The 15870-nt window shown below is 72.5% G+C and carries 9 protein-coding genes; 7 read left to right on the top strand and 2 right to left on the bottom strand.

Translation table 11 applies throughout. The features are described from left to right. Positions 1 to 4 precede the first annotated feature (4 nt). Positions 5 to 1981, bottom strand: a complete 1977-nt coding sequence (locus ACLJPY_RS46930; RefSeq protein WP_410597489.1) for a CHAT domain-containing protein — start codon at positions 1979 to 1981, stop codon at positions 5 to 7. A gap of 4 nt (positions 1982 to 1985) precedes the next feature. Continuing rightward, entirely contained in the window at positions 1986 to 2348 is a 363-nt protein-coding gene (locus ACLJPY_RS46925; RefSeq protein WP_410597488.1) for an effector-associated constant component EACC1, read from the bottom strand. 127 nt (positions 2349 to 2475) lie between these two features. On the opposite strand from ACLJPY_RS46925, the gene ACLJPY_RS46920 reads away from it, so the two are divergent. The 7 genes from ACLJPY_RS46920 to ACLJPY_RS46890 are packed head-to-tail and all read left to right on the top strand — an operon-like array spanning position 2476 to position 15404. Next, positions 2476 to 5262 (top strand): AAA family ATPase, encoded by a 2787-nt coding sequence (locus ACLJPY_RS46920; protein WP_410597487.1) that lies wholly within the window; start codon positions 2476 to 2478, stop codon positions 5260 to 5262. Continuing rightward, positions 5259 to 6527, top strand: coding sequence for a serine/threonine-protein kinase (locus ACLJPY_RS46915; protein ID WP_410597486.1), 1269 nt, complete (start codon positions 5259 to 5261; stop codon positions 6525 to 6527). The genes ACLJPY_RS46920 and ACLJPY_RS46915 overlap by 4 nt, the downstream gene beginning before the upstream one ends. Continuing rightward, entirely contained in the window at positions 6524 to 11452 is a 4929-nt protein-coding gene (locus ACLJPY_RS46910) for a hypothetical protein (RefSeq protein ID WP_410597485.1), read from the top strand. The genes ACLJPY_RS46915 and ACLJPY_RS46910 overlap by 4 nt, the downstream gene beginning before the upstream one ends. Beyond that, positions 11449 to 11895, top strand: coding sequence for a hypothetical protein (locus ACLJPY_RS46905; RefSeq protein ID WP_410597484.1), 447 nt, complete (start codon positions 11449 to 11451; stop codon positions 11893 to 11895). Before ACLJPY_RS46910 ends, ACLJPY_RS46905 begins: the two co-directional genes overlap by 4 nt. After that, on the top strand, positions 11879 to 12430 hold the full coding sequence (locus tag ACLJPY_RS46900) for a hypothetical protein (RefSeq protein WP_410597483.1): 552 nt from the start codon (positions 11879 to 11881) through the stop codon (positions 12428 to 12430). The genes ACLJPY_RS46905 and ACLJPY_RS46900 overlap by 17 nt, the downstream gene beginning before the upstream one ends. Next, complete coding sequence (locus ACLJPY_RS46895) at positions 12430 to 15012, top strand: Hsp70 family protein (protein WP_410597482.1); 2583 nt, start codon at positions 12430 to 12432, stop codon at positions 15010 to 15012. The genes ACLJPY_RS46900 and ACLJPY_RS46895 overlap by 1 nt, the downstream gene beginning before the upstream one ends. Beyond that, positions 15009 to 15404 carry a tetratricopeptide repeat protein gene (locus ACLJPY_RS46890; RefSeq protein ID WP_410597481.1) on the top strand — a complete coding sequence of 132 codons (396 nt, stop codon included), beginning with the start codon at positions 15009 to 15011 and terminating at the stop codon, positions 15402 to 15404. Before ACLJPY_RS46895 ends, ACLJPY_RS46890 begins: the two co-directional genes overlap by 4 nt. The last annotated feature ends 466 nt before the right edge of the window (positions 15405 to 15870 follow it).

Raw genomic sequence — 15870 nt, 5'->3', positions numbered from 1 at the left:
GGTGCTACAGATCCTGGACCAGGCGGTCGGGGTCGACCGAGGACCTTCTGAGGATTTCGCGCGCCGAGGAGACGGAGCCGGCGAGGAGGTGGCGAAGGACCGTGGCTTCGTCGAGCGTTTTCTGCTCGTCCAAAGCGCGCACAAGGGCTTGGCGGGTGCCGGGGGAAAACCGGTTTCGGCGGGTCCGCCGTTTCGGGACGAGTGACTCCATGACGGCCTCGGCCGCGCCCTGCCGTTCGAAAGCCGTGCGCAGCGCGTCGCCGCCGGCGACGACGAAGCCGCAAAGGAGCAAGGCCGTCGTGATCGTGGTGCCGCTGAGCGAGGCGAGGAGGGCCGCGATCCGGATGGCGCGGGCGACGTCGGGGCCGAGGCGGTCCGCCCGGAGGTCGCCGCTGCCGTCGAACAGGCCTTCGTCGGATGAACCGCTGCCGGGCTCCGCGGCGGGGGCGGTGCGCGTGATCGTCGCCTGGGAGCCGGCCGGGCTCGGTGTGGTCGGTCCGGGGCCGGACAGGGGAATGCCCATCAGCCCGAGGAACTCGCCGGAAGAGCCGCCGCCCATCGCGATGAACTCGTCCACGAGGTCGGCGACCGCGATGGTACCGCGACCGGCTCGCTGGGCGGCCCGTTCGGCCCGGACCAGAACGGTGCTGACCGTGTCGGACAGCTCGACGCGGCCGCCTGCGCCGGGATCGCCGGCGGGGAGGCTCTCCCGAAGGATGTTCAGCAGCTGGGTGGCGAACCCGAGCCGGCCCGCGTCGACCGTGTCCGAGATCCTGGTCCGCATCGCGTCGGTGGGCAGCAGCTCCGTCAGCAGCTCCAGTGAGCTGGCCAGCCCGAGCGGCGCGGCGTTGAGGATCATCCGGTCGACGACCGCGCGCGCCTCGTCGTCCATCCGGTACCGGCCGAGGTCCGACGGTGGCCTGGGCGGCGCTGCGCGCTGCGGTTCACCCATGGCGATCCGGGTGGCGGGATCGCCGTACAGCACGAACGTCGCCCACTCGATCGAACCCGCCCTGCGCAGCGACCGCCGCGCTGTGCGGACGGCACCCCCCGCGGTCGCGCCGGCGACCAGCTCTGTGTAGAAGCGCTCGGCGAAACAGCGAGAAGGGGCTTCCCGCACCGGGTGGCGGGTACCGACGACGACCTTCGCACCCATGACCATGAACGGTACGCACAGGTTGGCCAGCCGACCGGCCGACGCACATCCGTTGACGACCACGATCGGTGGTGCGCCGAACGTCGCCAGGGTTTCCAGCGCCCGCCAGTCGAGCAGTTCCTTGCCGTGCAGGAGCAGGCCGACGAAGCTGGTGTCCGTCAGTTCCGCCACGTGACCGGCGTAGTGCAACAGGTCGTAACGTCCGGTGGACAGCTCGTCGATGACGCGCAGCAGCGTCGCCGACTCACCGAGCAGAACGGTGCAATCGACGCCGTGCCCGGTGAGCCAGGACGTGACCTGCTCGGCCTCCGCGTGGGCCGCGGACAGATCACCCAGCGGGTCGCCGATGACCAGGGCCCGGCCGATCGAGTCGGGTGCCCGGCCGCTGACGACCGGCCTGGTGACGAACGTGCGCCTGCCGATCTCGCGCCGCAGCGCCAAGAAGTCGTCGCCGTCGTGCAGCAGTTCCCACGGGATGACCGACTCGTTCGTGCGGACCAGCAACGGCCCCTCGGACTGGGACAGCTGGGTGACGAGCGAGGGAATGCTACCGCCCGCGGACGGGAACAGCGCCTTGTAGAGAAGCTTGCCGACCTTGGCCAGTTCGTTCTCGGCGTCGGCGGTGGCCGGCGCCGGGCCGACGGCGTCCTTGACGATTCGGTCGAGCTCGTCGCACGCCCGCCGCACCAGGTCCGGCGACGGCTCCACCACGTACTCCTGCTGCAGCGGCCCGGTGCCCTCGGCCGTCGAGGTGCGAAGCTCGTACTTGCACGTCATGGCCGGATCGCCGGGGGCGCCCGTCACGCTGACCACCAGTTCGGCCACGCCGTCAGCCCCGTTCGCAGACGTGCCGGACGAACGCCTGCACCAGCTGTTCCTCGCTGGCGGTGGTGAAGCCGGTGAGCTCGACGCTGGCATCGCCGATGGTCATCTTGAGCGTGCGCCGGGGACGCCGGGCGAGCCAGCCGCGCAGGGTGGACACGATGCGTTCGAGCAGCCCGATCGCCGGCGTCACGTTCGCGACGACGTCGGCGATCTCCGCATCGATGCCCCGCGTGCCCGGTACCGGGGTGCCGAAGCGTGGCCGGGTGACGTCCTCGGCACCCGCACCGCGCAGCAATTCGGCCAGTTCGGCCAGCTCCTCGTCCGCGGCCGGATCGAGCTGGACGGCGAGGGCAACATGGGTTTCCATAGGATGCGGATGGTACGCGATTTGTGACAGATGATGACCCATTTCCGCCCATCACCGGGCGGGAGGCCGCCGGTTTGGGGCAGAATCGCCGACGCGGCCGACCGCCGGGACAGTCGAGGGGGCTCGAATGCTTTTCGAGGATGGGGTGCTGAACGCGGCCGCGCTCGACGAGCGGACCGAGAAGGTCGTGCTGGCCGCGGTCGACAGGGCGACGTCGCCGGTGCAGCCCAGCGATTTCCTCGCCGCGGCGCTGTCCGTCGGTGATCGCCCGGCGCTCACCGCGGTCACGATGGCGCTTGCGACCGGCGCCGAAGCGGCTCACGTGCAGCAGATCATCGCCGTGCACAATCCGCCGGATTCGGCCGAGGAGGAGTTCGACGGGCGGCGTGAGCGGTTTTCGGCCGCGGCGCTGCGGGCGCTGGACGCCTTCGACGCCGCCCGCACCGATCGGCCGGCTGCTCACAATCTGGAACTGCTGCTGGCCCGGATGCTCGAAAACCTGGAAATCCGGATCAAGATCCTGGACACCGATGTCGCGCTCCGGGTCCTGCGCGAACGGGGCGAGCGCGGCACCGCGTCCGGGATCGACCTGTTCGAAGGAACGTCCGGACGGCTGCGCTCGGAGGTGTTCACCGAGCCGGCGTGGGCGGTCCTGCAGCACGCGTGCGTGCACGCGGCGGAGCTGGGCTACGACCGGGTGCTGACGCCACACTGCCTCATCGCCCTGCTCGGCGAGACCGAGGGGCTGACCGAGCGGCTGGTCCGCCTGCAGGTGCCCGCGGACGTCGGTCCGGCGCGGGTGGCGGAGGCGCTGGTCAGCGGCTTCCGGATCTCCGAGCACGCCCGGGATTCCCTGCAGCTGCGCCGCGCCGATCTCGGTGACGCGATGGTCACGCTCCTGCTCGCCGCGCACCGGCTGGCCCGGCTGTGGGACGTCGACCGGGTCGGGCCGCAGCACCTGCTGGGCGCGCTGCTGGAGGACCCGCCCGTTCGGCTGGCTTCGATCCTCGAACGCGAACCGCTCCGGCTGGATCTGGCCACGGCACGCCGTCAGCTGGACCAGATCCTGCGGGACACCCGGGGCAGCGCGCCGCCGGAGGTGGCGTTCCGGCTCCCCGGTGATCTGCTGCCCGCCGAGGACCTCACGCACACCGCCCGCACGGAGACGATCCCGCCCGCCGCGCATTTCGACGAGCCGCTGGGGCTGATGGTGCGGGCGCTGTTCCGCAAGACCGCAAACCACGTGCTGGTAACCGGCCACAGCGGGGTCGGCCGGACCGCCTTGGTGCGGGAACTGGCCAGGCGGGCCGCCACCGGGGAGATCGCGTTCCTGCGCCACAAGCGCTTCCTGTGGGTCGACGGCCGGGACGTGGCGCCCGCCGACAGCCGGCGCAAGCTGGCCGCGGTCATCGCCCACGTCTCCGGACGCACCGATCTGGTGCTCTGCCTCGACGGGCTGGGACCGCTGCTGCGCGGGGAGTCCGGGACCGACCACCGGGTGGTACTCCGGGCCGCGCTCAAGGAAGGCCGGGTCCAGGTCGTCGGGATCATGGACGCCACCGACTACGAGGACCTGCTCGCGGGTGATCAGTCGATGCGGTCGCAGGTGAGCAGGGTGGAGGTGCGGGAGCCGGACCGGGAGACCGCACTGGACATGGTCGGCGCCGCCGCCCGGATCCTGGGCGCGGAGTTCGGCCTGGAGATCACGGAGAAGGGCGTGGAGCGTGCGGTGGGACTGTGCGCCGACTACATCCTGAACGACCGGCTGCCCCGCAAAGCCGTCACGGTGCTGCGGCGTGCGTGTGAAGACCTGGACTTCGAACAGGAGGTCCAGGGCGGTGAACGGCGCACCGTCGACGTGGCCGACGTGATCCGGGTGGTGTCGCGGGTGTCCGGTGTGCCCGAAGGCCAGCTGGCCGGCGTGGACACCGAGGCGGGCGAAGACTACGAGCAGGCGCTCGGCGCGGACGTCATCGGACAGCCGCGCGCGGTCGCGGCGGTCGCCGAGGAACTGCGCCTGATCAAGTTCGGGCTGCGCTCCGGGTCGGTGCTGTTCTTCGCGGGCCAGACCGGCGTCGGCAAATCGGAGCTGGCGAAGGCGCTGGCGCGGTTCTATTCGGCGTCGAAGCGGCTGCAGATCTATGCGATGGGCAACTTCCTCGAGGCCCAGTCGGTGACCGGGATCATCGGGGTCGCGGCGGGCTATGTGGGGCACGAACGCGGCGGCAGGCTGATCAACGAACTCAACGCCGACCCGTACTGCGTTTTCCTCCTCGACGAAGCGGAAAAAGCGCACCCCGACGTCTGGAAACCGTTCCTGAACCTGTTCGACGAGGGCTGGATCGAGGACCAGCGCGCCGTCCGCGCCCACGCGGACCGGGCGATCTTCATCCTGACCTCGAACGCCGGGGCCGAGGAGATCTCCCGGCTGTCGGCGGAAGGCGCGGAGCCGGCCGAGATCGCCCGTGCCGTGCGGGAGCACCTGCCGAAGGTTCGCCACCCCGGCACCCACGAGGCGGTGTTCCCCCCGGAGTTCCTGGCCCGCATCCAGCGGATCATCGTCTTCGACCCGCTCGACCGGACGGCGATGGCCGGCATAGCTCGGAAGCTCATCGAGCAGCGGCAGCGGTTCTGGCTGGAGAGCCGCGAGAAGCAGCTCGTCGTTCCCGGCTCGCTCGTGGCGCACATCGCGGACGTCGCCGACACGGAGAACCGCCGCTCCGGCGGCCGGGAAGGCGGCCGGATCGTCAAGAAGCTGATCGCCGAACTGGTCGAGGACCCGATCGTCCGGGCGGCGACCCGGCGGCCGAAGGACTACCTGGCGTGTGGCCGGGTCGAAGTGCTCTGCCGCCACCACGGCCCGTCCTCGGCACCGACGGTGGACGTCGCGTTCACGGCGGCGGTGAGCCCGTGACCGCACCGGTCGAGGGAGTCCGCGCCCGTGACCTCGAGGGAAAGCGCGTCGGGGACTACGTCCTGGAGACCTACCTCGGCGAGGGCGCGTTCGGCGCGGTGTTCCGGAGCAGCCAATGCGCCTTGGGCAAGCCGCTGCGCCGGGTCGCCCTCAAGCTTTCCCACCGCACCGGGCTGACCGCCGCCGCGGCACTGAACCTGCTGGACGACGCGTTCCTGCTCGCCGACGCCATGGACCGGATCACCGACGCCGCGGCCAGGCTGCACCTGGTGCAGGTGTACGACGCCGGCCTGATCGGGGCCGGCGGCCGGGCGTTCCTCGCCATGGAATACGTCGAAGGCGGCACGCTGGCCGACCGGTTCGCGCGGCAGCGCAAGATCGACGCCGAACAGCTGACCGCGTGGACGAAGCAGGTCGCCACCGCGCTCGGCGCGCTGCACCGGCTCGACCCGCCGGTGGTGCACCGCGACCTGAAGCCGGACAACGTCCTGCTCGGCCTGGACAACAGGGTCCGGCTGGTCGACTTCGGCCTCGCCGCCCGTGTCCAGGAACTCGGCTACGCGCAGGGCGTGGCGGGGACGGCGACCTACATGGCCCCGGAGACGTCCGAAGGCTTCAGCAACCCGGCTTCCGACGTGTACTCCCTCGGCCTGCTCATGTACGAGGGGCTGACCGGGCAGCACCCGTTCCGTGATCTCGTGCCACCGGTCGACGTGCCCGACCACCTGCACACGCAGTGGGTCGCGGAGGCGAAGCGGCGGCACCCGGCCGTGCGCCCGTCGGTGCTGAGCAACACCGTCACGCCGAAACTCGACCGGATCGTGCTGCGGTGCCTGGAGTTCGAGCCCGGCGGCCGGTTCCGCGACGCCGCCGACCTGCTCGAAGCGCTCAGCCGCGAGGACCCGGTGCCCGACGAGGTCGACGTGGAGCTGGCACGCCCGGCCGACAGCAAGTCGACCCGTCGCCTGCACAAGGTGCGGGACAAGCTCGAAGGCGAGCTCGCGGCGGCCGCCACTCGCGACGCCCGGTTCGAGCTGCTGCGCAGACTGGGCGAAGTGCTGGGCAAGCTGGACCTGCACGCCGACGCCGCGCGCAGGCTGCGCGAGGCGTGGGAACTGACCGAGCAGTCAGCCCTGCTGCACGACACACGCGATCGGATCCGGCTGCTGTCCCGGCTCGCCGACGCGTACCGCCGATCCGGCAACGAGTTCCAGGCGCGCCGCTACGAGACGTTGCGCGGCCGTGAGCGAGGTGGCGGGCGATGACGTCGTGGGCGAACCGGTTCACCCGCCGCGGCAGGCTGCGGAACCGGTGGGCCGCGGCGCTGGCCGAACCGGAGCCGGCGCACCGGCTCCGTTCGCTGCTGGCTCTGCAGACCGGATTCACCGAGCACCCCAGGGCGCTTGCGGCTTTGTGGCCGCCGTACGTCGCCGAAGTGCTCGCGATCGGCGGTGGGACGCTGCCGTCCGACGACCTGAGCGATCTGGAGGCCAGGGGCGCGATCGTCGCGGACGGGTCAGGGGGCCGGCTCGGCCTCGCCGAGGCCTGGTGGCCGCTGATCGCGGCGCGGGACGCACGCGGCGAGCACACCGTCGCCTGCGCCAGGATGGCGGCGCTCTACTGGTGGGCGGCCCTGCCCCCGACGGCGAAGTGCGAGCTGGCGCGCGAGCTGGCCCGGCGCGGCGCCGACGGCCCGTCCTTCCGCGAGGTCTACGTCGACCACCTGACGGGTGGTGCGGCACCGGCGGACGAGCCCGCGATCACCGCGATCCTGGCCGCGGCGCTGGTCGTCGGGTTCGACGCCGCCCCGGACCGGGTCGCCGCGACCGGTGAGCTGGCGGCCGTTCTGCGCGCCGCCGACGTCGTGGTGCCCGGGATCGACCTCGCACTGGGTTACGCGGCTCTGCTCGTCGAGGACGCCCCGGCCGAGGCCGCCCGCCACCTGGAGGTCGCGTGGCAGCAGGACCGCGGCGGGCACCACGTGCTGGTGGGTCTGGCGTCGGCTTGGCTGCGTTCCGGCGCGCACGACCGCATCGCGGCCCTCGCGGCGGGGCAGGACGTCTCTCGGGTGGTCGAAGAGCTGGCCGAGCTGAGTGCGGTCCTGCGCTGGTTCGACGACGTCGGCGTCGAAGGCCTGTGCCCGGCGGCTTCGGGCCGGCTCGCGCGGCTGCGGGTCGGGGTGGAGGCCGCCGAGTGGCTGGACTACGCCGTCGGCCGGGCACTGCTGCTGGAGGGTGACGCGGAAGGAGCGGCGCAGACCTTGGTTCCGCTCGCCGACCGGCACGGCGACCGCCCCGGCTGGAGGTACCACGCCGCCTGGACGCTGCTCCTGCTCGGTGACCGCGAAGGCGTCGCCGAGTGCTTCACCGCCGCGGCGGGGCATCCGGACCGGTGGACCATCGGCTGCCTGCTGATCGAAGCGGACCCTGGTGCCGTGGACACGACCGCCGCGGAGGCCGCCGCCGACGGGCTTCCGGAGTCCGCCGCCGCGGTCGTCGCGGCGCGCGCGGCCCTGGCCGCCACCGGGACCGCACCGTCCACGCCGGACGAGGTGGACGGCGGCCCGGCCGCGCACCTGGAGCACGTGCGAGGCGGCATCGGCGCGAGCATCGCCGCGCAGAACGGGAGTGACACCGCCAGGTGGCTGGCCGACCCGTGGTTCACCCGGCTGCCACTGGCCGACCAGCTCGTGTGGGCCGGGCTCGCCGGACCGGAACCCGGGCTGCTCGAGTACGCGGCCGACGGGCTGGGGTACGCGCGAGCGGCCTTGGTGCTGTCGGTGCTCACCCGGGATCCGGCGAGGCTGGGGCGGTTGTCCCGGCGCACGGATCCGGCGGTCGAGCTGATGCGGGCGTGGGCCGACCAGGACACCGCGGGCGCCCGGCTGGCGGCGCTGCTGGAGCTGGGCGAACCGAGGGCCCGGTACGCCCGCGGGCAGTTCCTGCTGGCGACCGGGGACTTCGCGGCCGCGGCCGCGGAGTTCCGCGCCGCCGCGGCACTCGGCGATGTCGCGCCACGGGACGCGCGGCTGCTGCAGTGGGCGGCCGCCCCGGACGGCGACGGCCCGCCCGTACCGGAACAGCCGCCGTGGAAGGCCGAACCCACGTGGGTCTCCTGGACCGTGGCCCTGGTCACGCTGGCCCGCGAACCGGCGACGGCCGGGATCGATGCGGCCGCGCACTGCGTGCGTGCGCTGGTGCGTTCGACCGACCCGCCCGCGGCCGCGGTGCGGGCCGTCGCGGTGGGGCTCGCCCGCGCCCGCCTCGAAACCGACGACCCGATCCGCGTCACGGCCCTGGGCGACCTGGCCGACGAGCTCGCCACCGCGACCGGCTGTGCCGACGCCCTGCGGATGCGCGAGGTCGCCGCGGCCGGTCGCGCCCGCCGGTACGGGGCCACCCACGAGCTGGTCGGCGCCGGGGCGCCGGCCGCACTGGCCATCGCCGAACGTGTCCTGGGAAACGGGGACGAAGCCGGCGCGGCGCGAGCGCTGCGGGCGGTCCCGGCCGACGAGTCCGCCGAAGCCCGGTTCTGCCACCTCGCGGCCGCGGTGCTGACCGGCGCGCCCGCCCCGCTGCCGGATCCGCCGCCCGCCCCGGACGCACCGGCCGGGCTGGCCACCCGTCTCCTCATGGCCGCGGTGCAGGTGGACGAGGCCCCGGTCCGGGCGCTGCAGAGCCTGGTGCCGGTGCTGCGCGAGCACGACCTGGCCGGCCTCGTCGACCTGAACGCCGCCCTGCCGCACCTGCACGCCGCGGTCCGCACCCGGCGGGCTCCTGAGTACCTGACCCGGCTGGTGCACCGGGCGACCCGCGAGGCCGTCGGCGACCCGCTGACGGCCGCGCGTCACCTGACCGCGATCGGCGAGCACGAGGCGGCGGAGCCGTTCTGGCGCGCGGCGATCGGCGACGCGGGCCTGGCCGGCCGGGCGCGCCCGGAGTACGCCGCCGTCCTGCGTCACCGCGCGGTCATCGCCCGCCGCGCCGGCGACGATCTGCGCGCCGCCGGTCTGCTGCTGCTGGCCGCCCGGGTGGCGGACGCGGCCACCGCACCGGCTCTGCTGCCCACCTCCGCCGAGCTGGACGAGCTGCGCCGTCGTTTCCGGACGATGAAACTCTTGATGTCCAAGAACCGGAGGAAGCAGCTCGACGGCACCTGGACCGCGAAGGAACGCGCGCTCGCCGCGGCCTCGGCCCGGGGTGACGAGGAGCGCGCGCTGCTGTGCCTCTCCCGGCTCCACGAGTGCCTCGAGGACGGTGTGGAGTCCGGCCTCATCGGCTTGGCCCGGCGGCTCGTTGCGGCCTGCTGCGTGGATCGCCTGCTCGGCCACTTGTTCCCGGACCAGAGCGATCGCGAGCACGCGGGGCGGTACCGGGTGCTCGAACGCGCCGTCGAAGGCTACGACGCCCTCTTCTACGCGTTGCTCGACAAGGACCGCGACGCCGTGCTGACGGCGTGGCGGCGGTTCGTGCCGCACCTGGGGGCGGCTCTGCTGGTTCAGCACGCCTTGGCCGTGCTCTACCGTGAGCGTGCCCTGGCCGCCACCGGCCAGGCCGACACGCTGGTGGTGGCCACCGCCCTGTGGGCCGGGCTGCTGAGTTCCGAACGGTTTTGGGCGCGTTGCCGCGACGACGTGCGCGGCGACGAACGTCGCCTGCGCGCCGAGGTGGTGCGGGAACTGCTGTCGGCGCACGCCGTCCGAGGCCGCCGGGCACTGGCCGACGGCGACGAGGACGCGGCGCGCCGGCACCTGGGTTTCCTGGCTGCCTGCGCCGACGCGACGGCGGTGCGGGGCACGCTCACCGAGTTCGGCCTGCCGTTTCCGGGCGGCGTCGACCCGCAGCGGTTCGCCGAGGTCGCGGCGATGGCCCGTGAGGCGCTCGACGGGTGGGCCGGTGACGTTCTCACCCCGGCTCGCGAGGCGGTCGCCGATCCGGACGCGATCGCCCGGCTGCCGGAGGGCATCAGCGCCGACTACGAGGGCGGCATCGCCGCGGTGCAGCCCTTCCTGCGCCTGGACGTGCCCGTGCGGACGGTCCTGCAGACCGTGCTCGGCTGGTACAACGAGTGGGCCATGGCGGTCTACCACCGCAACGAGCCGGCCGAGCTCGCCGACCTGACCGAGGCGGCGGCCCCGGTCGCGCGGGCCCTGGAACCGCTGTGCGACCGGGGAAAGGCCACGGACCCCGCGAACCAGGCACTCTCGCGGCACCTGATGCTGCGCGGCTTCGCCCTGCGCGACCCGGTCGAGGCCCGGACCCGGTACCGGGAGGCGCTGGCCTGGGACCCGGGCAACAGCAACGCGGAGACCCTGCTCGCCGACGCCGCCGACGAGCTGGCCGCGCAGCAGCTCCAGAAAGCGGCGAAGGCCCTCGAGGCGGGCCGCGACGACGAAGCGTTGGCCGTTCTGGGCGGGATCGAGCCGGGAAGCGCCGCCACCGAACAGGTCCGGCGGCAGCTGCGGGCCGCGGCGTACTTCCGGCGGGCGACGCGGCGCACGGAGCAGGGCGAACTCGACGCCGCGCGCAAGGATCTGAACCTGGTCCTGCGGGAGGATCCCGAACCTGGCATCCGCGCGCTGGCCGAGACCGGCCTGGCCACCGTGGATCTGCGCGCGGCGATGCGCGCGAAGGACTGGACCAAGGCCCGGAACATCACGCGCGAGCGGATGGCACACGCACGCGGTGCCGAACGCAAGGCCCGGTCGGAACAGCTGGCGGCGACGTTCAACGCCGAGGCGATCCACCTGGCGAACGAGTCGCGAGAGAGGCAGCAGCCGTTCGAGAAGGCCTTCGCCGACGTCATGAAGCGGGCCCGGCTGGGGATCGAAGGAAGCGCGTACGGAATTTCCCGCGATCTGTTCGGGTTCCGCGGCATCCTCGACCGCAGCACGCGATCCCGGCCGGCCGGCCGGGACTGCGCGGTGTGCGGCGGAACGGCGAACCCGGCACGCGTCGCGTTGATCACCTCGGTCGTGTCGCAGGTCACCGCGCTGGGCGAGTACCGGGCCACCCTCAAGGAGTTCTGGGACGAGCACCACGGCCGGGTCTGCCGGCCGTGCTCGGCCCGGTGGCGGGAGCACGTCCAGCTGCTGACCACGGCCTGCGAACTGCTGGAGGAGGGATTGGCCCTGGATCCGAGGAACAAGACCATCCGCAGGAACCTCGAAGAACTGAGGCGCGCACGGTGAACCGCAACCCCTTCCACGTCCTGCAACTGCCCGCGGACGCGACCGGCAAGGAGATCGTCGACCGGGCCGCCGAGGCCGCCGAGCTGGCCGACACCGACGCCGAACGCCACGCGATCGCCGAAGCGCGGCGGGCGCTGATCACCCACCCGGAGGTCCGGCTCCGGCACGAGCTGCTCGAAGTTCCCGGCAGCGGCTACCTCGAGCGCGACTGGGAGCCGTTCGAGCACGAAAACCGGCGCAACCCGGTCGACTTCTCCGCGATGACCGAGGGCGCCGTCCCCCTGCGCCGCGCGGACTTCGACCTGCGGGCCATCCTCGGGCTGGTGCTCGACGAGGTGCTCGCCCTGCCGGAACCCGACGTCGCCGCCGCGCTGACCGACCCACCCGTGCGTCCCGTCTGGGACGCCCCGCCGATCGAGGTGCGCCATGTCCTCTTCGGCTGAGACACCGGTGCCGGTCGAACTCGGTTGGCCGGCCTTCGGCGAACGGCCGGTCGCCGCGCCCGTCGAGCTGCTCTCGCCCGCCTCGGAACTCGCGGCGGCACTGCAGCGCTGCCGCCGCGACCTCGACGCCGAGCGCGCCGCGGCGGCCGAAACTCTCGCCGGGGCCCACGCCTCGGCGGCAGAACAGGCCGTGCTGGTCTTCACCCTGTCCGCCGCCCTGCGCAGGCACGACCAGGCACTGGCCGACGCCGGGCTGGCGGTGGCCCAGCGCACGTTCCGGGTGCTGCGCGACCAGATGCTGGCCGCGCTCGACCGCGGCGGCCTCACGGTCCTGGACCCGACCGGGCGGCCGTTCGACGAAGTCGGCGACCTGGTCCGGGTCACGGGCTGGCGGCACGGTCCCGAATACGCCGGCGAGGTGGTCGCCGAGACCATCGAGCCGATCGTGCGGTACGGAGCCGAGGTCGTCCACCCCGGCCTGGTCATCATGGGAGCGCCGGACCCGCGCGAAGGCGCCGACGAGGGAAAGACGTGATGGAACACATTCTCAGCAAGGCGGTCGGGATCGACCTCGGCACCACCAACAGCGCGGTCGCGGTGATGAACCGCGCCGACACGGACATCGTGCTGCACAAGGAGACCCGGCACACGGCGACCACCCCGAGCTGCCTGTGGAAGGATCCGAGGTCGGGAGACCTGGTCGTGGGGCGGATGGCGGCCCGCCGCGCCGGTACGGCTCCGGAGCCGATCCGCTCGGTCAAACGGCTGATGGGCAGGCGCACCACCGTGCGCGTGACCGACGAGGACATGTCTCCCGAACAGGTTTCCTCGAAGATCCTGGCCGAGATGAAGCGGCAGATCGAAACGGACGTCGCCGCCTGGGACTCCGACGGCGCCTCCTGGGTCGTCGACCGGGCGATCGTCACCGTGCCCGCCTATTTCGACTACCCCGCCATCGAGGCCACCAGGCAGGCGGGTGAGCTCGCCGGTCTGGAGGTGCTCGACCTGCTGCACGAACCGACCGCCGCCGCGTGCTACCACTGCTGGTCGACCAAGACCACGGACGGCACGTTCCTCGTCTACGACCTCGGCGGCGGCACCTTCGACGTGAGCGTGGTGAAGTGCACCGCGGGGGCGTTCGAAGTGCTCGGGATCAGCGGCAACACCATGCTGGGCGGCGACAACATCGACATCGAGATGGCCGGGCGGATCCAGGAGTACCTCATCGAGGACGGGTACGCGTTCGACCTCGACGTCGCGGGCGACGCCGACGACCGGATCCGGTTCGCGCAGCTGCGGCTGCTGGCCGAAGGGGTGAAGCAAGCTCTGTCCACTCAGGACGGTTTCATGTTCCGCGACGCGGGAACCGTACGGGACAAGGACGGCACCCCGGTGATCATCGACAGGTTCGTCGAGCGGGAGGAGTTCGAGGCCGTCGCCCGCCCGCTGCTGACCCAAACGCTCGGCTACTGTCACGAGGCGATCGCGGTGGCCACCAAGGAGGCGGGCATCACGCTGTCCGAAGTGGACCAGGTGATCCTGGCGGGCGGGTCCACCCACATCCCGCTGGTGCGCGAGCTCGTCACCCAGGAGCTGTGCGGCCCGACCGGAGCGCGCTGCGCCGCGCCGATCTACGACAAGGTAGACACCATCGTGGCGCTGGGCGCGGCGGTCCGCGCGTCGGCCACCGGCGGCCTGGTCAGCCAGGACCGCGGCCGTACCGTGCGCATCTCCTTCCGGGGCACCGGGGCCACCGGCACGACCCGCACCCGCGTCGCGGGCAAGGTCGAGGCGTTGACCGACGGCATCGACCTCACCGGCGGGCACATCCGGCTGAACACGGGAACCTACGACGACGAGGCCGACCTCGGTTCCGGCGGGACGTTCGCCTTCACCCGGGTCCCGATCCAGTCCGGGGCGGAAAGCCTGCTGTCGTTCGAGGTGTTCGACGGCGCCGGGACGCCGGTGATATCGACCGCGCGCCCGGTCTCGCACAGCGACGATCTCGGTCCCGACGGCGGCGACGCGCCCGGCAAGCTCCCCAAACCGTTCCTGCTGGAGGTCAGCCGGGCAGGCAAGCCCGTGCGCAAGGAACTGCTCCCGGCGCTGACGCCGCTACCGACCAGCGCGCGGTTCAGCTTCCAGCACCCCGGCGACACGGAGAAGGTCCTGTTCCCGCTGTACCAGCGCCGGCGCCGGATCCAGGTGATCGAAGTGCCGGTGCCCTCTACGACCGTCCGGGGGACGGAGATCACGTTCTTCGTCCGCGTCGACGGCCGGGCCATGATCACCGTGCAGGGCAGCATCGGCTCGGTGGAGTTCGACGCCAGGGTGGTCGACCCGCCGGAGCGGGACATCCCGGCACAGGCGGAGATCGACGAACTGACCGCCCGGTTCCGCGACGGCGTCCAGTTCCTCAAGGCCGGTGACCGCGCGGTGGCCGAGGAGAAGTGGGATTTCTTCCTCGAACGCCTCGAGGCTGCGGTGGTCCGAGGCGATCGGGTGCAGGCGGTCCACGACTTCGAAGAGCTCGAGGTCGTCGTCGACGACCTGCCCGCCACCGAAGACGTGCTCGAGCCGCCCAAGACGGAGTTCGACGAACTCGTCGCGAACTGCCGGGAGCTCAACGTGATCGTCCACCAGGTCACCGAGGGCCTGGCCATCCAGCACGACCAGCACGACGTCGCCAAGTCGATCAGCGCCCAGGCCGACCACGGCGAACGTGCCTACCGCAACCGCGACCAGCGCGCCTATGCCGAGGCGATCGCACAGCTCGACGCCGTCCGCCACTACCTCGCCGGCCTCTACCACCGGTCGGGGCGCGGCGACGACACCCGGACCGAATCCCAGCGCACCGCCGCCTACGTCAGGGAAGTCGCCCAGTCCGCCACCGAAGTGATGCGGCTCGCGGAGTCGAGGCGGCGAAAGGACTTCCAGCGGGAGATCTCGGAGATCCAGCGTGCCCTGGCGACCCTCGAACGCGACGCCGACCGCGATCCGGTCATGGTCCGCACGCGGGTGGGCCAGCACTCCCAGCGGCTGCGGCAGATCAGGAACGTGCTGACCCCCAAGTCCGGCGACGGGTACGCCGCCCTCCTCCCCGAGGAGCTGGTGTGACGCTGCGCTGCCCGTTGCCCGGCTGCGGCGCGGAGAACGCAGCGGACGCCGACGCGTGCGTCCGCTGCGCCGCGCCGCTGCGTCACTTCGGCCGCCTGTCCGCCTATCCGGCCCAGCTGTTCAACGCGGGCTTGGCCGCGGCGAGGGCGGGTGACCTGACCGAGGCCAGGGAACTGTTCGCCGCCGTCGTCCACTGGTGCCCGATGGACGTCGAGGCGCGGAACGCCCTGGCCCTGGCGAGCTACCAGCTCGACGAGCACGAGACGGCACGGACCCACTGGCAAGCGGTCCTGAACCACGCTCCCGGAGATCCCTTCGCGACGGAGGGGCTCGCCCGCCTGCCGGCACCGGGTCTCGGACGCGGACCCGCGTCGCCGCGGACCCGGTCATGACGCGCCGGACCGCTCGCCACGACCGCTGGCGCACCTACCAGCCCTCACGACGGGTTCTGGCCGTTGCGCACAACGTCACCGCCGCCACTCGCCTGTTCGATGTCGTCTCGTTGCTGGCGCGCGAGACCGCCGGATCGATGACGTCTTCACCGATCCCGGGTCGTCCGCCTACCCGGACGGAACGTCGGCCTTCCTCGCCGCGCGCGGTGTCCGGCAAATCCCCTGGCCGGACGCGCTGCGTGACGTTTTCGACGTGGCCGTCGCCGTGTTCGGCTTGTCGGCGGAGTGGCTGCTCCACGAAGGACGCGTTGTCCCCGCAGTGCTCGCTCTGTCCCATCGGGAGCAGTTGCACAGGCTCACCCGTGACTGCCCGAAGTGGCTGAACACGTGGCCGGCACGCCGGGGTCACCGTTCTGGACGACCTGGATGACTGGCGCGGTCATCGTCGCGGCCGATGTGCTGGTCG

This window comes from Amycolatopsis sp. lyj-23 (assembly GCF_046549135.1).
GTDB lineage: Bacteria > Actinomycetota > Actinomycetes > Mycobacteriales > Pseudonocardiaceae > Amycolatopsis.
This window is presented reverse-complemented; position numbering and strand designations above follow the sequence as displayed.